Source organism: Shewanella frigidimarina (genome assembly GCF_003797125.1).
GTDB classification, from domain to species: domain Bacteria; phylum Pseudomonadota; class Gammaproteobacteria; order Enterobacterales; family Shewanellaceae; genus Shewanella; species Shewanella frigidimarina.
The window spans coordinates 35,005-55,609 of sequence record NZ_RKKE01000009.1; the positions used below are offsets into that span (position 1 = coordinate 35,005).

Annotated in this window: 21 protein-coding genes, 1 pseudogene and 1 riboswitch; of the genes and pseudogenes, 6 read left to right on the forward strand and 16 right to left on the reverse strand. The window is 41.9% G+C overall.

What is annotated here, in order from left to right:
* The first annotated feature begins 11 nt into the window (after positions 1-11).
* Positions 12-1,871 (forward strand): M14 family metallopeptidase, encoded by a 1,860-nt coding sequence (locus tag EGC86_RS19025; RefSeq protein ID WP_123778630.1) that lies wholly within the window; start codon positions 12-14, stop codon positions 1,869-1,871.
* A 41-nt stretch (positions 1,872-1,912) separates the two neighbouring features.
* Here EGC86_RS19025 and EGC86_RS19030 read toward each other — a convergent pair whose 3' ends face one another.
* Positions 1,913-2,806 carry a hypothetical protein gene (locus EGC86_RS19030; protein WP_123778632.1) on the reverse strand — a complete coding sequence of 298 codons (894 nt, stop codon included), beginning with the start codon at positions 2,804-2,806 and terminating at the stop codon, positions 1,913-1,915.
* A 102-nt stretch (positions 2,807-2,908) separates the two neighbouring features.
* Positions 2,909-3,178 (reverse strand): annotated as a pseudogene (locus tag EGC86_RS19035) (GIY-YIG nuclease family protein); the annotation flags it as partial.
* A gap of 160 nt (positions 3,179-3,338) precedes the next feature.
* On the opposite strand from EGC86_RS19035, the gene moeA reads away from it, so the two are divergent.
* Together moeA and moeB are read left to right on the forward strand one after the other, a co-directional pair.
* Complete coding sequence (moeA, locus tag EGC86_RS19040; RefSeq protein ID WP_011635589.1) at positions 3,339-4,592, forward strand: molybdopterin molybdotransferase MoeA; 1,254 nt, start codon at positions 3,339-3,341, stop codon at positions 4,590-4,592.
* A 7-nt stretch (positions 4,593-4,599) separates the two neighbouring features.
* Positions 4,600-5,370, forward strand: coding sequence for a molybdopterin-synthase adenylyltransferase MoeB (gene moeB, locus EGC86_RS19045; RefSeq protein WP_011635588.1), 771 nt, complete (start codon positions 4,600-4,602; stop codon positions 5,368-5,370).
* A 32-nt stretch (positions 5,371-5,402) separates the two neighbouring features.
* Here the strand turns inward: moeB and EGC86_RS19050 are convergent, their stop codons facing one another.
* Both EGC86_RS19050 and EGC86_RS19055 read right to left on the reverse strand, forming a co-directional pair.
* Positions 5,403-5,609, reverse strand: coding sequence for a DUF2986 domain-containing protein (locus EGC86_RS19050; protein ID WP_123778634.1), 207 nt, complete (start codon positions 5,607-5,609; stop codon positions 5,403-5,405).
* Between the two features lie 114 nt (positions 5,610-5,723).
* A complete protein-coding gene (locus EGC86_RS19055; RefSeq protein ID WP_011635586.1) occupies positions 5,724-5,891 on the reverse strand; it encodes a YqaE/Pmp3 family membrane protein in 168 nt (55 codons plus the stop codon).
* Positions 5,892-6,063: 172 nt separating this feature from the next.
* On the opposite strand from EGC86_RS19055, the gene EGC86_RS19060 reads away from it, so the two are divergent.
* On the forward strand, positions 6,064-7,293 hold the full coding sequence (locus tag EGC86_RS19060; RefSeq protein WP_165872463.1) for a GGDEF domain-containing protein: 1,230 nt from the start codon (positions 6,064-6,066) through the stop codon (positions 7,291-7,293).
* A 76-nt stretch (positions 7,294-7,369) separates the two neighbouring features.
* Here EGC86_RS19060 and EGC86_RS19065 read toward each other — a convergent pair whose 3' ends face one another.
* From EGC86_RS19065 to moaA, 11 genes are all read right to left on the reverse strand, one after another.
* Complete coding sequence (locus EGC86_RS19065; protein ID WP_123778638.1) at positions 7,370-8,047, reverse strand: TIGR01621 family pseudouridine synthase; 678 nt, start codon at positions 8,045-8,047, stop codon at positions 7,370-7,372.
* A 38-nt stretch (positions 8,048-8,085) separates the two neighbouring features.
* On the reverse strand, positions 8,086-9,327 hold the full coding sequence (locus tag EGC86_RS19070; RefSeq protein ID WP_123778695.1) for a sensor histidine kinase: 1,242 nt from the start codon (positions 9,325-9,327) through the stop codon (positions 8,086-8,088).
* A 67-nt stretch (positions 9,328-9,394) separates the two neighbouring features.
* The gene (locus EGC86_RS19075) at positions 9,395-10,072 is read right to left on the reverse strand and encodes a response regulator transcription factor (RefSeq protein ID WP_041413271.1); all 678 of its coding nucleotides are present in this window, start codon (positions 10,070-10,072) and stop codon (positions 9,395-9,397) included.
* Positions 10,073-10,085: 13 nt separating this feature from the next.
* Entirely contained in the window at positions 10,086-10,562 is a 477-nt protein-coding gene (locus EGC86_RS19080; protein ID WP_102036526.1) for a hypothetical protein, read from the reverse strand.
* 415 nt (positions 10,563-10,977) lie between these two features.
* The gene (locus tag EGC86_RS19085; RefSeq protein WP_123778640.1) at positions 10,978-12,099 is read right to left on the reverse strand and encodes an ABC transporter ATP-binding protein; all 1,122 of its coding nucleotides are present in this window, start codon (positions 12,097-12,099) and stop codon (positions 10,978-10,980) included.
* Positions 12,080-12,760 carry a molybdate ABC transporter permease subunit gene (modB, locus tag EGC86_RS19090; protein ID WP_059745246.1) on the reverse strand — a complete coding sequence of 227 codons (681 nt, stop codon included), beginning with the start codon at positions 12,758-12,760 and terminating at the stop codon, positions 12,080-12,082. The genes EGC86_RS19085 and modB overlap by 20 nt, the downstream gene beginning before the upstream one ends.
* Entirely contained in the window at positions 12,760-13,611 is an 852-nt protein-coding gene (gene modA / locus EGC86_RS19095) for a molybdate ABC transporter substrate-binding protein (protein ID WP_123778642.1), read from the reverse strand. The genes modB and modA overlap by 1 nt, the downstream gene beginning before the upstream one ends.
* A 39-nt stretch (positions 13,612-13,650) precedes the next feature.
* Positions 13,651-14,121, reverse strand: coding sequence for a molybdopterin synthase catalytic subunit MoaE (gene moaE, locus EGC86_RS19100; protein WP_123778644.1), 471 nt, complete (start codon positions 14,119-14,121; stop codon positions 13,651-13,653).
* 1 nt (position 14,122) lies between these two features.
* Positions 14,123-14,371: a molybdopterin synthase sulfur carrier subunit gene (moaD, locus tag EGC86_RS19105; protein WP_011635576.1), complete on the reverse strand. Its 249-nt coding sequence runs from the start codon at positions 14,369-14,371 to the stop codon at positions 14,123-14,125.
* 64 nt (positions 14,372-14,435) lie between these two features.
* Positions 14,436-14,912 carry a cyclic pyranopterin monophosphate synthase MoaC gene (gene moaC / locus EGC86_RS19110; protein WP_011635575.1) on the reverse strand — a complete coding sequence of 159 codons (477 nt, stop codon included), beginning with the start codon at positions 14,910-14,912 and terminating at the stop codon, positions 14,436-14,438.
* An 86-nt stretch (positions 14,913-14,998) separates the two neighbouring features.
* Positions 14,999-15,979 carry a GTP 3',8-cyclase MoaA gene (gene moaA, locus EGC86_RS19115; RefSeq protein WP_123778645.1) on the reverse strand — a complete coding sequence of 327 codons (981 nt, stop codon included), beginning with the start codon at positions 15,977-15,979 and terminating at the stop codon, positions 14,999-15,001.
* Positions 15,967-16,099: riboswitch (molybdenum cofactor riboswitch) on the reverse strand. (Overlaps the previous gene by 13 nt.)
* 236 nt (positions 16,100-16,335) lie before the next feature.
* Here moaA and EGC86_RS19120 point away from each other — a divergent pair.
* Positions 16,336-17,985: an electron transfer flavoprotein-ubiquinone oxidoreductase gene (locus tag EGC86_RS19120; protein ID WP_011635573.1), complete on the forward strand. Its 1,650-nt coding sequence runs from the start codon at positions 16,336-16,338 to the stop codon at positions 17,983-17,985.
* Between the two features lie 218 nt (positions 17,986-18,203).
* On the forward strand, positions 18,204-20,114 hold the full coding sequence (locus tag EGC86_RS19125; RefSeq protein WP_123778647.1) for a methyl-accepting chemotaxis protein: 1,911 nt from the start codon (positions 18,204-18,206) through the stop codon (positions 20,112-20,114).
* A 97-nt stretch (positions 20,115-20,211) separates the two neighbouring features.
* Here the strand turns inward: EGC86_RS19125 and EGC86_RS19130 are convergent, their stop codons facing one another.
* A complete protein-coding gene (locus tag EGC86_RS19130) occupies positions 20,212-20,571 on the reverse strand; it encodes a DUF4870 domain-containing protein (protein ID WP_102036998.1) in 360 nt (119 codons plus the stop codon).
* Between the last annotated feature and the right edge of the window lie 34 nt (positions 20,572-20,605).

Sequence of the window (20,605 nt, forward strand, 5' to 3'; positions counted from 1 at the left end):
CAGGGATATTCATGCGCCGCTTTTTGCTTGCTAGTTTAATGGTTAGTCCGTTACTTATCTGTTCCACTTTCACCTATGCTAACAATGCTGTGCCTACTGCCCCTCAGGTACCAGCAGAGCAAATAACGCATCTCGAAAACGACAGCATACTGCCACCCATTCACCCTTGGTCAGGCGCCAGTGAAACGTTACTGTTAAGTGCAGATCAGCCATGGGCAACCCCTTTTGAGCAACAAGGTTATGTTTCCAGCCCAAACTATCACGACACCATGGAATGGTTAGACAAACTCGTCGACAGTAGCGACGTGTTACAAAAAGTCAGCATTGGTAAAAGCCCCCAAGGACGAGATATATGGATGATTGTTGCGTCACAAGATGGGGTGTCAACGGCACAAGCATTAAGTGATAACGGTAAAGCAACGGTATTAGTGCAAGCAGGTATTCATTCAGGTGAAATTGACGGTAAAGATGCAGGCATGATGCTACTACGTGATATCAGCCATCGTAACAAACGCGATTTACTTGAAAACGTTAATTTACTGTTTATTCCTATCTTCAGTGTCGATGCCCATGAACGTAGCAGCAAATTCAATCGGGTCAATCAGCGTGGGCCGATCAATATGGGCTGGCGCACCACGGCCAACAATCTAAATTTAAACCGTGATTATGCTAAAGGTGATGCATTGGAAATGCAGCACCTCATTCAAGCGATTAATATATGGCAGCCAGACTTATATATTGATATCCATGTGACCGATGGTATTGACTACCAATACGATGTCACCTTTGGTTACAACGTTGCACAAGGCTATAGCCCAAGTATTTTTACATGGTTAGATTCTATTTACCGCCCTGCGGTTGAACATGCATTAACCGAACAAGGCCACATTCCGGGCCAGTTGGTATTTGCTAACGATAATACTGACATGACTAAAGGCCTGTCATTGTGGAACCCTAGCCCACGTTTTTCCAATGGTTACGGTGATGCTCGTCATTTGCCGACTATTCTAATAGAGAACCATAGCCTTAAACCTTATAAGCAACGCGTTCTAGGTACTTACGTTACGCTCGAGCAAACCCTTAAAACGGTGGCAAAAAATAGCACTAAACTAAAGTCTGCGATTAATGAAGATAAATATCGTAATCCAAGCGAGTTAACCATTAGTTGGCAAAGTGAAACCTTAGCAGAAGGAAAAGACTTTAAAGGGATTGATTACCGTGTTGAGCAAAGCCCAATCAGTGGTGACAAAGTAGTACGCTGGACTGGTGAACCTAAGTTATATGAAAACTTACCAATTGTGGCTAATACAAAAGCTGATATCACGGTAACTCGTCCTGTGGCTTATTATATTCCACCACAATGGACAAACGTTATTGAGCGTTTATCTTTACATGGTATTCGAATGACACGACTGAATAAGCCAGCCTCGATAACCGCGCAGCAATATCAATTTAGCGATCCATTATTCTCAAGCGCTGATTATGAAGGTCATCAAACGGTAACGGCAACAACGGCTATTCATAAAATAAACGCCTACCTTCCTGCAGGTAGCATGCGTATTCCAACCGACCAGCCTTTGGGTGACTTAGCAATGCTATTACTTGAACCTCAAGCTGAGGATTCATTGTTTTATTGGGGCATGTTTAATACCATTTTCACCCGTACAGAATACATTGAAGACTATGCAGTGGAACCTTTAGCGGCAAAAATGTTACTCGACAATCCAGCTCTACAAGCTGAGTTTGATCAAGCGCTTAAAGACCCTGATTTTGCGAAAGATAGCCAAGCAAGATTACGCTGGTTTTACCAACGTAGCCCATACTACGACAGCGAATACATGAAGTACCCTGTGTTGCGAGCATCTAAATAAGCTTCAACGCTGTATAAACGATGAAATTAAATAACGCCGTATCACTCCACAAGTGCTGCGGCGTTTTTTGTGGGATGCGGTAAATCAATCCATAAATCTTGGTTTTGAAAAGGTGTTTGTGGCGGTAACAGTGGATTAGCTAAGTCAAAAATACGACTGTTGTTATATTTACTGAGCGGGAACATATCTCGAGTTGTTTCATGCTGCTCAATAAACACATGTAGCAGACCTGTCGTAATGAGTGCCTCTAAACCTTGAGTAATGCGTTGAGCTAAGCGCGGGTGGTCATTACTAACAAAAAAATACATCGGTAATGGATAATGTAATATGAGTTTATCGTACACCATCAAGCTTTCGTTACCTTTCGTGTTCACCTCAGCATAAGCCTCATTTAAACCACGAGGAAAATAATCACAGCGCTGCTGTTTCAACATGCTGTAAATTAACTGGAAGGTAATCACCCGTTCAACTCGATAACCGTTATATTCTAAAATATCCGAATCTGGCCACTGTGCCCCTTGGCACGCGACTAATTGCTGCAGTTGCCTTGGCGTGTTTATCGCTTCAAATTCCGCGAATCTATCACGAACAATTACCGGTACTCTAGCACCCAATAAGCCACCAACCAGAGGAATTTTAATTGCATGGAACTTACGCTCGCGCTCAACAGTGGTGCCAGCCCAAAAGACATCTAGCAAATCGGCTTTTAACATACTAAAACCACGAGACTGTGACAATGGGGTGTTGATAACAACAATATCAGCCGAGCCATAATCGTCAGCGGTTTGGGTTAATATTAGCTGTAACAAATCGTAATAATATTGGTAGGTGATATTTTCTGAAGATTGAACAGATTGAATGCGTACTTGTTGTGCGGCTAAAGGAAATGCAAAACAACAAATGATCAGCGCAACACTCATTAACAACTTAACCATTGTACTGCCACCATTCACCATTGTGATGCCATCATTCAGTTTAGTCGTAAAACAATTGCAGACTAACTTTTTCAATATAGAAAAGTCATAAATATAGGCAACTTATCGTTCCGTTGGGTGGATTAACGCATGCTGTTCAATCAACAATAATTTTTGCTGCCTAGTATATTTTTTAACAGTAATCTCGCGTTTTGACGCTTCACTTCGATCAGTTAATGATTCTTGATAAACTAAGGTTAACGGGCCTTTACCTTTTAAATATTTAGCCGCTTTAGGACCACTGGCTTGATGCTCGGCAAAACGACGAGCAATATCCGTGGTGATACCCGTGTATAAATGTGAGTTTGCACAGCGAATAATGTACAAGTACCAACCCGTCTTGGCATTATTTTTCGACATAAAATATAAAACCTTAAGTGTGATCATAAAACTCTTGTGCCATCATGGCATACTAAGCACCATTAAAAAGCAAAGACCTATTTCAACCAAGATACAGTTGATAGTATTTTAGCTATTCATTAAGGAAGTTCTGATGTCCAGTAATCAAGATCCTTGCGCTCAACCAGCATTGCTTCATCCCGATCAAGCAATTGAGCAACTTTTAGCTCAAGTTGAAGCAACCCAAGATACCGAGCTAGTCACATTAACCCAAGCTATCGACAGAGTGCTCGCGGAAGATCTGGCATCGAGTATTGATTTACCCCCATTTGATAACTCGGCAATGGACGGTTATGCATTTCGTTTTACCGATTTAGCTGCATCACAGGATAAAACAACCCTTACCCTCGTGGGTAGTTCTTTTGCTGGCCACCCTTTCAAGGGTCATGTATTACCCAATAGCTGTATTCGTATAATGACTGGCGCCCCTGTACCAGTGGGTTTTGATACCGTGCAAATGCAAGAAAAAGTCCAAGCAAACGAAAATAAAATTACTATCGAACATCCACATCGATTAGGCGCTAATGTACGCCTATGTGGTGAAGAACTGCTTGCTGGCACAAAAGTATTGCATAAAGGCATCACTATCCGCGCTGCAGAAATGGGTGTACTCGCCACTATTGGTATTAACCAGGTTAGAGTGACACGCAAATTAAAAGTCGCCTTCTTTTCTACTGGTGATGAGTTACGCCCAGTGGGAAGTGAACTGGCTCCTGGACAGATTTATGATTCTAACCGCTATTCAATCCAAGGCTTACTCAGTAAAAGCCATGTTGAATGGATTGATTTAGGCGTAATAGCCGACAATAAAGAAGCCATTCGAGGTGCATTTAAAGAAGCAGCCAGCAAGGCTGATATGGTATTAACATCCGGCGGAGTTTCTGTTGGTGAAGCTGACTTTACTAAACAAATTTTGTCTGAAGAAGGCCAAATTACCTTTTGGAAACTCGCTATTAAGCCAGGTAAACCATTCGCATTTGGTAAAATAGATAATGCGATTTTTTGCGGTTTACCCGGTAATCCCGTTTCTTCAATGGTAACGTTTTATAAACTCGTGTTACCCATTTTAAATAAAATGCAGGGACTTAAGCCTATTAAGCCGTTATTTTGCCAAGCAAAGTTGCTGACAGATATACGAAAACACCCTGGTAGAGTCGAATATCAACGCGGCATACTCAGTCGAAATGAAGCGGGCGAACTTGAAGTTGCGATTACTGGCGGCCAAGGTTCAGGCATGCTCACATCAATGAGTTTAGCTAATTGCTTTGTGATATTAGATCAATTCCAAGGCGACACACCAACAGGCACCCAAGTCACCGTAGAGCCTTTTAATAACGTGTTGTGTTAGGAATAGTATGGATTCACTTGATCAAGAGATACTCACTGATAATGAAATGCTGCGCTATAGCCGGCAGATCTCTATTAAGGCTATCGATATCGATGGCCAAGAAAAGCTCAAGCTTGCCAAAGTATTAATTATTGGTGCAGGCGGACTCGGCTGTGCAGCAAGTCAATACCTTGCCGTGGCTGGGGTTGGTGAAATCACCTTAGTTGATTTTGATACCGTAGAGCTGTCTAATTTGCAGCGCCAAGTATTGCACTATGACGCCAATATTGGCCAAGCAAAAGTTGAATCGGCTAAGCAATCGCTGATGCTGCTAAATCCATTAATTAACATCAATACCATTAATGCGTTATTAGATGATGATGAGATTAACGTGTTGGTGAGTCAACATAGCTTAATTCTGGATTGCACAGACAATATGTTAGTGCGTGAACAGCTTAATAAAAGCTGTTTTGAGCACCAAGTGCCTTTAGTTTCAGCCGCGGCTATTAGAATGGAAGGCACTGTTACAGTATTTGACTACCAACAAGACAGCCCTTGCTATCAATGCTTTAGTGCTTTATTTGGTGAACAACAGCTAACTTGTGTTGAAGCGGGCATTCTTGCGCCTGTGGTCGGCATGATTGGCTGCATTCAAGCAACAGAAGCAATAAAAGTCATCACGGCTATCGGCGAGCCATTAACCGGAAAATTGTTGATGATTGATGCGATGACCATGGAGTTTAGGCAAATGCGTTTACCTAAACAACCACATTGTAAAGTATGCGGTGTTAATCCGTAGATAAAATCATCTCTAGGGTCATCGCTATAGTGTTACAGTGCTGGCGAATGTGCAGCATCAGAGTCGCTTAATACGCTGTCAGCTACACCGGCTGATGGCGCTATAACCAATTGCGCTTGGGCAAGCTGCTCACGGTCTGCTTTGGCAATATATGGCGATTTATTGGCAGCATGAAGCTTAGCATTGGCTTTTTTTGCTTTAGCTTTAAGAGTTTGATTAATTTTCTTTTTACGATTCATATTGGTCACTTGATAGCATTTACACGAGGCAATTATAATCTCAAACTGATTAAAACCCTATAAATTCCAACTTATCAGTGACCAAACAATATCGATAGCATAGGGTGTTAAACATTATTCTTGTAACACTACCCACAAAGCATGAACAAGCCCCGGTACAAAAAAGAAAATACATAATAAGATATTTATTAATAAGTCTTTACCCATGCCTTTTTTGAGTAAAACCGCCACTGGCGGCAGTAAAATCGCAATAATCACCAGTAATAATTTATTAGAATCCATTTGAGTTACCTTATTTAAGTTGATTAATTTCGCTATAGTTATTATAAAAACAGTATACGATACAATTTGTTAACTAGGACAATTTCTTAATTAGAACAATTAGCCTATTATTGTAGTTGCGATGTTGATATCACATTATGGAATAGTCTTTTTCACGAAACTAATGAGTCATATGGAACATAACCAAAGTATTATTTTCGTTCAATTTTTTAGCTTAATAGCAGTAAGTTGCGCCATAGCTTGGACATTACTTGCCTGCCTATTACGCATTGCACCTAAAGCCAGTTGGTGTTTCGCCGCCACCAATATTTGTACACTTATCGGCATTATGCTTTATACCCAACGTACTGAAGCAATTAACTATTTATACTGGTTTGTGGCAGACATGACAATACTTGTGGGGTTTGCTCTGGTGCGTTGGGGCAGCCAACATTTATTTAAGCAGCCTTTATCTTACCGATTCGATCTTATTTTGCTGGCAACCACGGCATTATTAATGCTGTTGGTTCCACCATCCCTGACCTACGCTGTCTACTTAGTTATTGTAATGAGTATTACCGCAGCAACGTTCATCACCCTTAGTGGTATTGATAATTTTCGGGCGGTAAAAAAACACTTACCGCTGCATTATGCCGCGTTGATTAACGTACCTTTTTTCACCATAGGCTTACTGTTTATCATACGCGCAGTTGTTTTATTACTTTTCCCCGACGAACTTGCCAACATTTCAGCTGCAGACAAGCTTAACTCATCGTTAGTGATGTGGAGCTACATCATATTACTGCTACTCACTAATCTAGTATTGTTTGGTAATGCGCTAACTCGCTTAGTCTACAAGGTCGCTCGATTAGCCAACAAAGATCAACTAACTGGCTTATGGAATAGGCACTCTTTATTAAACAAGCTCGAAGAAGTTGATGCCCTATGGCTTCGAAATGGGTTGGCGTATAGTTTAATGGTACTCGACTTAGACCACTTCAAACGCATTAATGATACTTACGGGCATTTAGCGGGTGATATGGTGCTCAAAAATACTGCCGACATATTACAAAAATCATTGAGGAAAATTGATTTCGTTTGTCGTTATGGTGGTGAGGAGTTTTTAATCATACTGCCATTAACCAATAAAAAAGAGGCTCAAATAGTGGCCGAAAAAGTACAACAAAAAATCAATGAAAATACTGTTTTATGGCAGAAGACCCATATCAATACCACTCTCAGCATTGGTTATGCTACCTGTAAAACTCACCTTAGTATTGAACAATTATTACAACTAGCTGACGACGCTATGTACCTTGCTAAAAGTAAAGGCCGCAATACAATTTGCTCAATGGATGCAATGGAAGATTCAATGGATTCAATGGAAGAATCAAATGCTGCGATAATAACAGAGCAATCGTAACGGCTATCCAGTCAGCTCTTTCACATTATGATTTTAGTCAATTAACCAATACCCTATTAGGGTAAGCGGGAGACAATTAGTCTTTACTCGGCCACGGCAAGTCATTCGGTGATTGCCATTGATTCATCATAAGTTGTTGGCATTCAGGTAACAAAAACTGCTTACCGAATTGAGGCTGTTGCTTAAAAGAATAATCCTGTTCTAAGTAGGTAAAATGCACACTATAAGCATGTAAATAACATCTACCGCTCAGCTCATCACCATATAGTTTATCACCTAAAATAGGCACGCCAATACTGGCTAAAGCCACTCTTAATTGATGGGTTTTACCGCTCAACGGTTTCAGTAAATACATCCGCATACCAGAGGCAATACTCTGACTAAAAAACTGTGTCACTGCAGGGTTTTCAGTGGTCCGCAGTAACTTATACATACTGCGACGTGACTTAGCCATGTCGCCGATAATCCAGCCTTGTTTCTTTTTCGGTTTACCACAAGCAATCGCCAAATAATATTTTTGTACTTTATGCTCAGTAAACATTTTGGTAAACACATTTGCAGCTTGAGGAGATTTCGCCACAATCAGCAACCCTGAAGTCGGTGTATCGAGTCGATGAACAGGGTAAAGCTTGTAACCTAAATCAGCCTCAGCCTGCGCAATCACCCCAGCACTTCCATCTTGACTGTGAAAATGAACATTCACGGACTTGCTGATGACAATAAAGTCTGGTTGATCACTGAGCACTTGATACATAGATTATCCAACAACGATTAAATGGGAGGCTTGTGGGGTTATTTAAAGTGAATACTCACGAGTAAACCAGGGTTATTATCATGGAGTGAAATCGTCGCTTTGTGACGCGATAGAATAGCCTTTACCATCGATAACCCTAAACCAGTGCCTTTGTAATGCCGGCTAGGGTCTAAACGCACTAAGCGATCGAATACCCGCTCTTTATCTTCGTCAATAATACCCGGTCCATTATCACTAATTTGAATGTGTTTACCGTGTTGAATAATATTAATCGTGGCGCCATTAGGTGAATACTTTATCGCATTATCCACTAGATTAAACAAAGCTTGGAACAACAGATACTTATCACCATTCACGTGAACATCATCGTTTAAACTAATACTCAACACTTGGTCATGACTCTCGGCAATCACCTCTGCCATTTCAAATAAATCTTGGCAGATTTGCTGTAAACTCACCGGCTGCAAATCAAGCATTTGCTGACCTTCTTCGATGCGCGTTAACGATAACATCGCATCAAAAGTTCCTAAACAGTGGTCTAACTCTTCAAGTAACTCAGCAGTGGCATCGGCAAGTTCAGCTGTAGGTTTTTGCGACAACTGCTCAATACCAATGCGTAAATGCGATAGTGGCGTGCGTAAATCATGGGCAATGTTATCGGTCACACCGCGAACAGCACGTAAGTTTTGCTCTAAGGTGTCGAGCACTAAATTAAACTGCCGTGCCAACATATCAAATTCATCTTGGCTTTCACTGACTGGTAGACGGGTTTCATAGTGCCCGGCTTCAATTTGTTCACTCAAACGGTTATATTCGACCAGTCGTCTAAGGATGGCTTTTGAGAAAATATAGCCTAACGCTAACGTGAGTCCAAGCGTGAATGCCACGGCCCAAAATGCAGCGTTAATAAATTTCTCTATTAAGGCCGCGAGTTGATCGGTACGCGTAGCAATTAATACTGGGCCATAACGGGTGATAACTAAGCCACCAGTTAAGATATGCAGTTTATCTGGACCACCAGTAAAGATAGGGAAATCTTTCGTTTCAGGCAGCTGTGGCATATTTTCAGGTAAGAAAGTCAATGCGCCCACCATATCAACACTGTTGCGCCAGGCAATCAGTGCTGTTTTAGGATCGGCTGCACGAATTTGAGCCGCAAAGCTGCGACGGTTAACCGTTAATGCTAACTGTTGATAGCGCTGCATTTCTGCAGCTAGATGTTTATCTACTTGATTTTGTTGCTCAATCACTAACTGTCTATAGAGACTAAGCACCAACATAACAATGAGTATGGTTACTAGTGTCGAGAAGATCAGCGTGATCCGCCACGCACTACTTTGGTAAGGCTTAATGCCTTTTACAAAGGCGATATCCAGCCCCTCTAACGGTTTCAATTAACTCACCGTGACCAAGTTCTTCAAATTTGCGACGTAACTTGGCAATATGTACATCAATCACGTTGGTGCGAGGATCAAAATGGTAGTCCCACACTGCTTCAAATAATAATGTACGGCTAATCACTTGATTAGGATGTTCCATTAAGTATTTAAGCAATTGAAATTCTTTTGGTTGAAGCATTAACTCGCTATCGTCAAGGGTGACTTTACGAGTTAATAATTCCATTTTTAAACTACCCACTTCAATTTCAGTGGCAGCGGGTTCAACCACGTTACGTTGCGCAAGTTTTTCAGCACGTACTAACAATTCAGCAAAGGCAAATGGCTTGGTCATGTAATCATCACCACCCGCACGTAAACCTTTTACACGCTCATCAACATGGCTTAATGCCGATAAAATAAGTACTGGTGTTTTATTACCACTGGTACGTAGAGCAGACAATAATGTTAAGCCGTCTAGCTTTGGTAACATGCGATCGAGGATCAGTAAATCATATTGGTTATGTTTAGCTAACGTGAGGCCTTCTTGGCCATCTGTCGCGCTATCAACTTGATATTTCTGAGCCGTAAATCCGTCGGCTACATACTTTAACGTAGTAGCATCATCTTCAACCAATAAAATACGCATAGTCATAGAGTCTTTAATCCCATTTGAGCAGAGGTAGTGGACGTAGAGTCTCAATATCGAAAGCAATAGTATTTCTACTATCTTGATTGAGTAATTTTAGTTCGAGATAACTAATCGATAAATCGTGGTCTAATTCCGCCTGTGTTAAATATCCTTGTTGATTTTTAATCGCGAGGGTCACTAGTTCTGAAAACTTCATGTGCTTAGCTTGCAGCTTTTTTGCCGCATTAACTTGGCCAATATCATCAGAGGCATAAGCAGATGATTTTTCGGTTAATAATGTACCGTCTAAGGCTCGGTATTCGTATTTATTGATTCGGTGTGTCTCTACATTTATCATAGAAATCTTATACACCAGCAAACCTTCTTCAACATCAACATCAAAGTCACAAATGGTGCCTTTGTCTTGTTGCTCTAATTGTTCCATGACCGTTATTGGCTTTAAAAAGTCGCCATTGATCAATAAAGAGTGCATAGATGGAGTGGCCATCACGGCACAAGGAAGAAAGCATATTGCTAGCAGCAACCGAACCATCACAAGCCTCTATATAATTGAAAATTCTATCACACGACTACTCTACCTAAGAGCAGCCAAAGTCCCAAGAAATCTAAGATTAATAATTGATCATAAATACCATTTTTCAGTGAGATGGGTTGTCGTTGTACAATGTTTTTTAGAAATACAGGTTCTGGTAAACCTATACAAATCAGCCCAAATGGGACGGTTTTATATCAAATGCGCTATTTAGATCGTTAAATGGCCTTATTCAAACATAAATCCCCGGTTTATTATCCGAAAAATGACATTCTGAGCGATAAAAAGAATTATTTAACCTCAACGCGGGTTAAGAAGTGGGATCTGTAAGGCAAAAATACAATATTCGCCTATTTTATTTCAAACTTGGTTATCCGAGTTCTGACTGTGCACTTAAAATATGAATTTGATCTGACTTAAGCGCAATAGTCGTTTGCACTCCTGGCGCTAAGGCTAACTTATGGACTAAATGTGTCGGCACATCTGCATTGATAATAGATCCAATGCCTACAACTGACGCTATCACTCGTGACGATTCACCCATCACCAACACAGACTCAATTAATACTTCTAATTTATTTAAGCTTTTACACAGACGACCGCTGCTAATGGCGTTAAAACGAATACCTTGGTTTGGAATAACCCAACGGATAGATTGGCCGACAGTTAATGCTGGTGCACTGTCGCTGACAATCAATTCATCACCCAGCGTAAACTGGGTCATATTACGTTCAATATCTTGCGATACGACTTGACCGTCAAAAATATTCCTCAAGCCCATTTGCCGTGCAACCGCTTCGTTATTGGGATGAGATAACACCTCAAATGGTTTGCCTTGTTGCAGCATTTGGCCCTGACTAATAAGTATCATCTTATCAGCCAATAGCAATGCCTCATGGATGTCATGCGTTACCATGACCACCGGGATAGACAATTGCTGTTTTAAGCGAGCTAACTCAATATACAAGCGTTCACGGGTTTCCCGGTCTACTGCAGAAAAGGGTTCATCTAACAGTAAGATAGCTGGCTCACGTGCAAGAGCACGGGCTAGCGCAACTCGTTGACGTTGTCCGCCAGACAATTGCGCGGGTAAACGATCAGGCAACCCATGTAAATTGACACGTTCTAGCCAATCTAATGCTCGCTGCTTTCGTAATTCTTTTGGCACATGATCAAGCCCAGAAATAACATTGTCTAGTGCTGTTAAATGTGGGAACAGACCAAAATGTTGTGGCATATAACCGATATGCCGCTGCTGGGGAGTTAACGAAATAGACTGCTTTGCATCAAACCATAATCTATCACCACAATGAATGTGGCCCCGTTGAGGTAAACTCAAACCGGCAATCATTCTCAGCAAAGTCGTTTTACCGCCACCAGAAGGGCCAACCACGGCTAGCACTTCACCAGCCCGACAACTGAAATGAGCTTCCAATGGAATAGGCAATGTTTGTGAAATATCACATATAAGGTCAGCGTTGTGTGGCACCACGATGCCCTCCTAAACGCTTCGACATACTTGTAGTGAGTGCTAACGCACTTACCGCAAACAACAATAATACCAAAGACATCATTCCTGCTGAATCAAAATCGAATGCCTGCACACTATCATAAATCGCTATTGAGATAGTTTTGGTTTCGCCGGCAATATTACCGCCCAGCATCAACACCACACCAAATTCGCCCAGCACATGGGAAAAACACAGTACAACGGCCGTTAAAACGCCAGGCCATATCATAGGCAATTCTATTCGAAAAAATATCCGTAATCGACTCATGCCACAACAAGCAGCGGCATCACGAATGTCGATCGGAATCGTTTCAAAAGCACGTTGAATGGGTTGAACTGCAAAGGGAATATTAACGATGATAGAAGCTATTACTAATCCAGAGAAATGAAACACCAATTGTTGTCCGGTTAATTGCTCAACCCATTGACCAATCATGCTCTGATTGCCTAACCCGACTAGCAGGTAATAACCAATGACTGTTGGCGGTAACACTAACGGCACCATGATCAAAGCCTCAAGCCATGATTTACCTTTAAATTGGCGATATGCCAACGCCCGCCCGACAATAATCGCCAACGGAATTAACAACACTACGGTAAAACAACTCAGTTTGACCGACAGCCACAGAGCTTGCCAATCCATTAATCAGCCTTCTTAACAGCAGGTTTGGGTAAATTAAACCCAAATTGAGTTAATACTTCCTGCGCATCGGGTGATTGCATGTATTGATAGAATCGCTCAGCAGTTTCAGATGCATTAGGCATTAATGCCATACGTTGATTAAGCGGTTGATATAGCGAATCAGGAATAACCACATAGTTACCACGCTTGGTAAACTCAGGAGTGAGCACCAATGATAACGGTACGATACCGCCTTGAGTTGATCCACTAATGGTAAATTGGGCAGCTTGTGAAGCATTTTCGCCTAGAATCAGTTTAGATTGCAGTGCGTCCCACAAACCTTTTGCTTTAAGTACTTCACGCGCACGTTCACCATAGGGAGCATGATCAGGATTTGCTATTGCAAAACGAGACACCTTTCCATCGGCGATTAATTGCGTTAATCCAACTAACTCAGGATCTAAAACTAACGGCGACTTCTTTGGTGCAGCAAGAGCAAGTCGACCGATGGCATAAACAACACCATCATTTTGCGTAAAGCCTGCTTGATGCAACCGCTCAATATATTCTTCATCAGCACTGAGCATCATCTCAAACGGTGCACCATGCTGAATTTGGGTCACAAAATTACCTGAAGAACCATAACTGATCCGCAGAGCTAAACCCGTTTGCTGCTGAAAACGTATCGCTATCTCATCTACCGCAAATTTAATGTTAGCAGCCGCAGCAATGGCAGGAGCATCACTCGCGACACTTGCAGAACTAAACCCTACGGAACTAACAATGGCAAAGAATAATGCGATAGCAGCAGCACGGAATCGAGGCCTAAATGAGTCTGCAAGCTGAGTAATGTTGGCGTAAATAAAAGACATTGAGGGTTTATCCTTGCGATGTACGAGTCATAGAGACGATTACTTTTGCCACATTTTGGCTGCTTGCTGATCGCTATCACGCGCTTCAACCCACTTAGCGCCAGTATCGCCAGCTTCAAGCTTCCAAAAAGGCGCTTTCGTTTTTAAAAAATCGATTAAAAACTCACATGCCGCGAAAGCTGCTTTACGATGAGCGCTAGTCACACCAATAAACACAATTTGTTCACCAAGCGACAACCTACCAACTCGATGAATAATCGTCACTTTATTTAAAGGCCAACGTTCACAAGCCTGTTGGCTAATCTGCAGTAATACCGATTCAGTCATACCAGGATAATGTTCTAGGGTTAAGTCAGTTACAGCACTACCATCGTTAAATTCTCGTACTTTGCCAACAAAATTAACCACGGCACCGTCCTGCTTATCACAGGCAAGTAGGGTATATTCATCGGCGACACTAAAGTCTTCCGTATGGACTCGTACAACAATTTGGTTACTATGATGCTCCATGTTATCCCCCTGTGACTGGAGGGAAAAAGGCCACTTCATCGCCGTCATTTACCGGTGAATCCCACTGGCTCATGGTTTGATTAATCGCCACCAGCAATTTGTCTGATGCCAACACTTTGGCCCACTTATCATCAGTAGCGGCAAGCGCTGCACGTAATGCTTCAGCAGTATCAATATTATCGCCACTATGTTCGACTTTAGCGGTGCCTAATAACTCACGGATTTGCGCAAAAAATAACACTTGGATCATAGTGGTCTCTCAATGCATTTATTTATACAATATACTGGGTGTACGTTAGCTCATAATGGGCGGATTAGGCTTTAAAATGGCCAGATTTCCCGCCACGTTTTTCAAGCAAACGAACTTGAGAAATAATCATGTCTTTTTGTACGGCTTTACACATGTCGTAAATGGTTAAGGCTGCCACAGAAGCTGCGGTTAGCGCTTCCATTTCAACACCGGTTTTACCCGACAACTTACACAAACTGGTAATGCGCACACGGTTATGCTCAGGCTGAGCTTCAAGCTCCACTTCCACCTTAGTCAACATCAAAGGATGACATAATGGGATCAAATCAGATGTTTTCTTTGCCGCTTGAATACCGGCAATACGTGCGGTAGCAAATACATCGCCTTTGTGATGGCTGCCATTCATGATCATGGCTAAGGTATCTGGCGCCATATCAATAAAGGCTTCAGCGCGGGCTTCACGCTCGGTGACGGCTTTTTCAGTCACATCGACCATATGGGCATTACCATCGGCGTTAATATGGGTAAAACAATTGCTCATGCTTTTTACTGCCTTAATCAAATTCAATGTCCATCGACTGAGCGTCACAAGTATTGCCGCGTCAGTCGGTTTAACTCAATGACGGCTTAACCACCAATAGAGGCGAGGTGTTGAGTCACACCTGTAATACCTTGATGTAAAAAGTGGGTTTCTTTTTTCTGCGCTAATTGACCGTGTAAGCGGCTAATTAATTCATCTCGCTGCGAAGGGTTTTGTATTAAATCGCGTAAATCGACGCCATTTTCAGTAAACAAACATAAATGCAATTTACCCTTTGCAGAGACTCGTAAGCGGTTACAGCTGGCACAGAAATTCTTTGCGTAAGGCATAATTAATCCAATACGACCTTGATAATCTGCATGGCTGAAGTTTTGCGCAGGACCATCATCAACACTTGGCAAGTCATATAACCAGCCTTCTCGCTCAAGTTGTTTTTTAATGTCTACACCCGCTAAATGATGTGCATTGAAGTAGTCGTGACCTAAGCCAGTTTCCATTAATTCAATAAAACGTAAATCAATAGGTGTGTTTTTAATCCACTGTAAAAAACGCGGTAAATCTTTGTCGTTTAAGCCTTTCAATAACACGGCATTGACTTTAACTCGCTCAAAACCCGCTTCAAGAGCCGCTTCAATGCCACGCATCACTTGGTTGAATTTATTTTCGCCAGTGATTTGGTAAAACATTTTAGGATCTAAGCTATCAACTGACACATTAATACGTCGTAAACCTGCGTCATACCATTCTTTGGCATGCTGCTGTAAACGATACCCATTGGTGGTCATCGCTACGGTATTAATATTAGGATTGTCGGCAACGATCCGCACAATATCTGTGAAATCTTTGCGCAAAGTGGGCTCGCCACCAGTGATACGAACTTTTTGTGTGCCTACTTCACCGAAACCAGCAACCAGATTTTCAATCTCGTTGAGCGTTAAGAAAGTAGGTTTACCATCTGGACGATATCCGTCGGGTAAACAATAAGTGCATTTGAAATTGCAAACATCAGTAACTGACATCCGCAAATAGTGAAATCGTCGACCAAAGCTGTCTTGTAGTTGGGACATGTTAACCTTTCCAAGTGTGGGAGGTGAGTGCATTTCTTTACTCACCCCGGTGGCAAAATTACCACGGCTAACTGCCCATATCATTGACGTAGGGCAAAAAGCTCGGAGAACCGTCAGATCCAATTATAGGCCTAATTACCGCTATACAAATACCCCTTTAGGTGAATATCTTGGATCGAAAGACTATATCGTTGACTATTTGTGACTCGACTCACGCTAACAAGATTGTGTTTGCCACTGTGACAAACGTTCATTTTGCGGTAAGGTGAGTAAAGGATAAACGATCGTTTACTTATTTTAATCGTTATAAAAAACAATAAACCCGCAATGAACGGGAAACTTTGAAAGGTGAGAAGATGGAACGCGAGTCAATGGAGTTCGACGTAGTAATTGTCGGTGCTGGCCCTGCAGGTTTAGCGACCGCTTGTCGTTTAATGCAAATATCTAAAGATGCCGATAAAGAAATCACCGTTTGTGTGGTAGAAAAAGGCTCTGAAGTGGGTGCTCATATTTTGTCGGGTGCGGTATTCGAACCTGATGTACTGGACGAATTATTTAATGATTGGCGAGATTCAGACATCCCGCTAACCACTAAAGTCACTCATGACGAAATCTACCTGCTTAACTCAGAAACACAATCTCGCTTAATGCCCAACAGCTTAGTGCCTAAAACCATGCACAATGATGGTAACTACATCATTAGTGTGGGTAACTTGGCCCGCTGGTTAGCCAACAGAGCCGAAGCCATGGGCGTAGAGATTTTCCCTGGTTTTGCAGCCAGTGAATTACTGTTTAATGAAGACAACAGTGTTAAAGGTATTTTAATCGGTGACATGGGTGTTGGTGAAAATGGTCAACATAAAGACAGCTATATGCCGGGTATGGAATTACATGCCAAATACACCGTATTTTCAGAAGGCTGTCGTGGCCATCTAGGTAAACAACTGATCCAAAAATACCATTTAGACAATGGTAAAACACCACAACATTATGGCTTAGGCTTTAAAGAAATTTGGAAAATCCCTGCTGAACAACATCAGCAAGGTAAAGTGGTTCACACTGGTGGTTGGCCACTCGTGAATGGCTCATCTGGTGGTGGCTTCCTATATCATATGGAAGACAACCAAGTTGCTGTAGGGTTAATTATCGACTTAAATTATAAAAACCCTCACCTCAGCCCATTTGATGAATTTCAACGCTATAAAACTCACCCTGTAATTGCCGCAACATTAACGGGCGGAGAGCGATTATCTTATGGTGCACGAGCCATTGCCAAAGGTGGTTTAAACTCACTACCGAAAATGAGCTTCCCTGGTGGTTTAATTATTGGTTGTAATGCGGGCACACTTAACTTTGCTAAAATCAAAGGCACGCATACAGCGATTAAGAGCGGTATTATTGCGGCAAAAACCTTAGGTGAAGGCTTAATTGCCGGACTAGAAGGTGGCAAAGATCTTGACTGTTTCCAAGACCGTTTCGAAAAAAGCTGGCTTCATGAAGAGCTTTATAGCTCGCGCAACTTTGGCCCGGCCATGCATAAGTTTGGTACGCTACTCGGTGGCGCCTTTAACTATATCGACCAAAATTGGTTTGGTGGTAAGTTTCCGGTGACCTTTAGAGACACCACTCCAGATTATGCCACGATGGGGCTAGCGAGCGATTACAATAAAATTGACTATCCTAAACCTGACGGCAAGTTGAGTTTTGATAAGTTATCGTCGGTATATCTGTCGAATACTTTTCATGAAGAAGATCAGCTGTGTCATTTACATCTAAAAGACCAAAGCATCCCAATATCGGTAAACTTAGTTAAATTTGATGAACCCGCGCAACGTTACTGTCCTGCCGGTGTTTATGAAGTGGTTGAAGAAGCCGGTGACAAAAAATTTGTCATTAATGGTCAAAATTGCATTCATTGTAAGACTTGTGACATTAAAGACCCAAGCCAAAACATTACCTGGGTCACACCAGAAGGCGGCGGCGGGCCAAACTACCCAAATATGTAAGCGAACCAATCGTTAAAATATTGGCATAGTCAATAAAACGCACTTAAATATAGGTGCGTTTTTTTTGTTTTATCGACTATCATTACCCACATAAAATCAAAACAACCTACACCAAAAGACTATTTTGCTGATTAAATCAACTTAACAGCAAAATAACTATCAATTTATTGCCATTGTGTCCGATATACCATAGAGATACTCCCAAGAGGCTGTTGTAGATGAATACACTTACCATTAAACAAAAAATATTACTGACCGTGACGGTTGCTGTATTGCTATCGACGATCTTAGTCGGATTATTAAGTCAACGCAGTGCTAAGCAAATCGTTGAACAGCGGATGCTTAATTCGGAACTGCCAAGCTTAGTCATGCAAATCCGCAATGACGTAGACCTGCAAATTAGTAGTTTAATGAATGCTGCAGAACAACTAGCCAATAGCAGAATGTTACTTGGCTGGCTCCAAAATGGTCGCCCGGCGGACCAAGAAAGCCTAGTCATCGCGCAATTAAATGACCTAAAAAGTCAATACGGCTTAGCTCAAGCGTCTTACGCCGATCGAGAAACCGCAGCTTACTATACCCAAGACGGCTTTTTACGGGTATTAACCCCAGAGCAAGATGGTTGGTTTTTTGATTATCGCGACAGTAAACAAGAGCGCATGCTCAATGTTTTTACCGAAGCCAATGGTGAAGTGAAATTATTTATCAACTACCAGCAACCTAATGGTCGTGGCCTTGTTGGTTTAGCCAAATCATTAGATGACATGGTTAACTTACTGGCTTCGTTTAAAATTGAAGACACTGGACTTGTGTATTTAGTTGATGCAAAAGGCGACGTCAAACTGCACCAAGACACTCGTAAAGTGGGTAAATCTAAACTCAGTAACCTTTACCCTAACGCCAATACTAACCAGCTACTCAACAAAAGTGACTTCAATTTAGTTAAAGCCGATGTCGATGGTCAGCACATGCTGATTGCCAGTAGCTACATTAAATCAATGGATTGGTACTTGGTTGCTCAAGTACCTGAAGCAGAAGTATTTGCCCTGCTACAAGAGTCGGCTTATCAGATATTATTATGGACCGTACTCATCGCCGCGGTATTTATTGCTATTTCGATTGCCGTTGCCGGTTCGGTTAGTCGTCCTATTGCACACATTGCCGAGCTATTTCGTAACATTGGAGAAGGTGAAGGCGATTTGCGCCAAAGACTACCTGTTAATGGTGATGACGAAATTGCCCAGCTTGCCCGAGGTTTTAATAGCTTCATCAGCAAAATCCAAGATACTGTCGTCGAAGTAGCTAAAACCAGTGAGCAGCTTGGTTTATCGGCACTTGATGTATCAAACCAATCCAATCAAACATTAGCTGATAGCCAGTTACAAAAAGACCGTACCATCATGGTTGTTACTGCTATTAACGAAATGGGCGCCACGGTTAACGAAATTGCTAGCAATGCAGCTCAAGCAGCGGTCACCGCTCGTGATGCCGATACTGAATCAGTGGATGGTCAAAAAGTTGTAACCCGTGCACGTTCGACTATCAATCAGTTGTCTAAAGACGTCGAGCAAGTCGGTGAAGTGATTGAGTCACTAGCGACGCACACTAAATCGATTGGCAGTATTTTAGATGTTATCCGTGCCATTTCAGAGCAAACAAACTTACTGGCACTTAACGCCGCGATTGAAGCTGCTCGTGCTGGAGAAGCGGGACGTGGCTTTGCTGTAGTTGCAGATGAAGTGCGTAACTTAGCCTCTCGAACTGCGGCGTCGACCAACGAAGTGCAAACTATGATTGATAAACTTCAATCAGAAACCAGTCGTGCTGTTAACGCTATGGAGCAATCTCGTAGCCGCTCACACGAAGGTGTTACAGCTGTCGATGAAGCAAGCCAGTCGCTAAGTGGTATTAGCGAACGTATTGCACTGATTAGCGATATGAACATTCAAGTGGCTGCTGCGACAGAAGAGCAATCTACTGTGGTTGAAGACATTAATCGTAATGTGACCGAAATCAACGATATTACTCAGCGAACAGCAGATACTGCTCACGCAGCTGCAAATGCGAGTAAATCATTGAATCAGTTAGCCAGTAGACTTGATATCTTAGTGGCTCGCTTTAAAGTGTAGTCCGTAGTTAACTCGCTTTAACAAAAACGCCACTCATTTGAGTGGCGTTTTTTTATGGCCATTCTATTCGGCCATCACGACATGCTTATAGTGCGGGTTACTTAATAAACCGGATAGTGAGCGGGTATTGGTAAGCTATACCATCGTTAGCTTTAACAATAGCGATAATAGTACAAATAATATCAAGCAATGCTAGAGCGGCTAATAGTATGACTCCCACACCAATCAAAATTAATATTGCAGATACCATGGCATATATCATTAAGCTCAATTTAAAATTAAGACAGTTCTTTCCGCATTGATTGGCAAACTCAAATTCATCACGCTTCATTAACCAGACAATTAAAGGGCCCAAAACACTTCCTAGCGGAAATACGTAACCGGCAAAACTGGCGGCATGGATCAATAACCCCATATCTTTGGCTTGCTTGCTAACGTCGTCTATCGGTTCAGTCATTTGATATTCCTTATCATGTTATTTTTATCATATC

What these genes read in the sequence shown, in the direction of transcription:
- EGC86_RS19025 (WP_123778630.1), top strand. Translation starts at nt 12, where the DNA reads ATGCGCCGCTTTTTGCTTGCTAGTTTAATGGTTAGTCCGTTACTTATC.
- EGC86_RS19030 (WP_123778632.1), bottom strand. Translation starts at nt 2,806, where the DNA reads ATGGTTAAGTTGTTAATGAGTGTTGCGCTGATCATTTGTTGTTTTGCA.
- moeA (WP_011635589.1), top strand. Translation starts at nt 3,339, where the DNA reads ATGTCCAGTAATCAAGATCCTTGCGCTCAACCAGCATTGCTTCATCCC.
- moeB (WP_011635588.1), top strand. Translation starts at nt 4,600, where the DNA reads ATGGATTCACTTGATCAAGAGATACTCACTGATAATGAAATGCTGCGC.
- EGC86_RS19050 (WP_123778634.1), bottom strand. Translation starts at nt 5,609, where the DNA reads ATGAATCGTAAAAAGAAAATTAATCAAACTCTTAAAGCTAAAGCAAAA.
- EGC86_RS19055 (WP_011635586.1), bottom strand. Translation starts at nt 5,891, where the DNA reads ATGGATTCTAATAAATTATTACTGGTGATTATTGCGATTTTACTGCCG.
- EGC86_RS19060 (WP_165872463.1), top strand. Translation starts at nt 6,064, where the DNA reads ATGGAACATAACCAAAGTATTATTTTCGTTCAATTTTTTAGCTTAATA.
- EGC86_RS19065 (WP_123778638.1), bottom strand. Translation starts at nt 8,047, where the DNA reads ATGTATCAAGTGCTCAGTGATCAACCAGACTTTATTGTCATCAGCAAG.
- EGC86_RS19070 (WP_123778695.1), bottom strand. Translation starts at nt 9,327, where the DNA reads ATGTTGGTGCTTAGTCTCTATAGACAGTTAGTGATTGAGCAACAAAAT.
- EGC86_RS19075 (WP_041413271.1), bottom strand. Translation starts at nt 10,072, where the DNA reads ATGCGTATTTTATTGGTTGAAGATGATGCTACTACGTTAAAGTATGTA.
- EGC86_RS19080 (WP_102036526.1), bottom strand. Translation starts at nt 10,562, where the DNA reads ATGGCCACTCCATCTATGCACTCTTTATTGATCAATGGCGACTTTTTA.
- modB (WP_059745246.1), bottom strand. Translation starts at nt 12,760, where the DNA reads ATGGATTGGCAAGCTCTGTGGCTGTCGGTCAAACTGAGTTGTTTTACC.
- modA (WP_123778642.1), bottom strand. Translation starts at nt 13,611, where the DNA reads ATGTCTTTTATTTACGCCAACATTACTCAGCTTGCAGACTCATTTAGG.
- moaE (WP_123778644.1), bottom strand. Translation starts at nt 14,121, where the DNA reads ATGGAGCATCATAGTAACCAAATTGTTGTACGAGTCCATACGGAAGAC.
- moaD (WP_011635576.1), bottom strand. Translation starts at nt 14,371, where the DNA reads ATGATCCAAGTGTTATTTTTTGCGCAAATCCGTGAGTTATTAGGCACC.
- moaC (WP_011635575.1), bottom strand. Translation starts at nt 14,912, where the DNA reads ATGAGCAATTGTTTTACCCATATTAACGCCGATGGTAATGCCCATATG.
- moaA (WP_123778645.1), bottom strand. Translation starts at nt 15,979, where the DNA reads ATGTCCCAACTACAAGACAGCTTTGGTCGACGATTTCACTATTTGCGG.
- EGC86_RS19120 (WP_011635573.1), top strand. Translation starts at nt 16,336, where the DNA reads ATGGAACGCGAGTCAATGGAGTTCGACGTAGTAATTGTCGGTGCTGGC.
- EGC86_RS19125 (WP_123778647.1), top strand. Translation starts at nt 18,204, where the DNA reads ATGAATACACTTACCATTAAACAAAAAATATTACTGACCGTGACGGTT.
- EGC86_RS19130 (WP_102036998.1), bottom strand. Translation starts at nt 20,571, where the DNA reads ATGACTGAACCGATAGACGACGTTAGCAAGCAAGCCAAAGATATGGGG.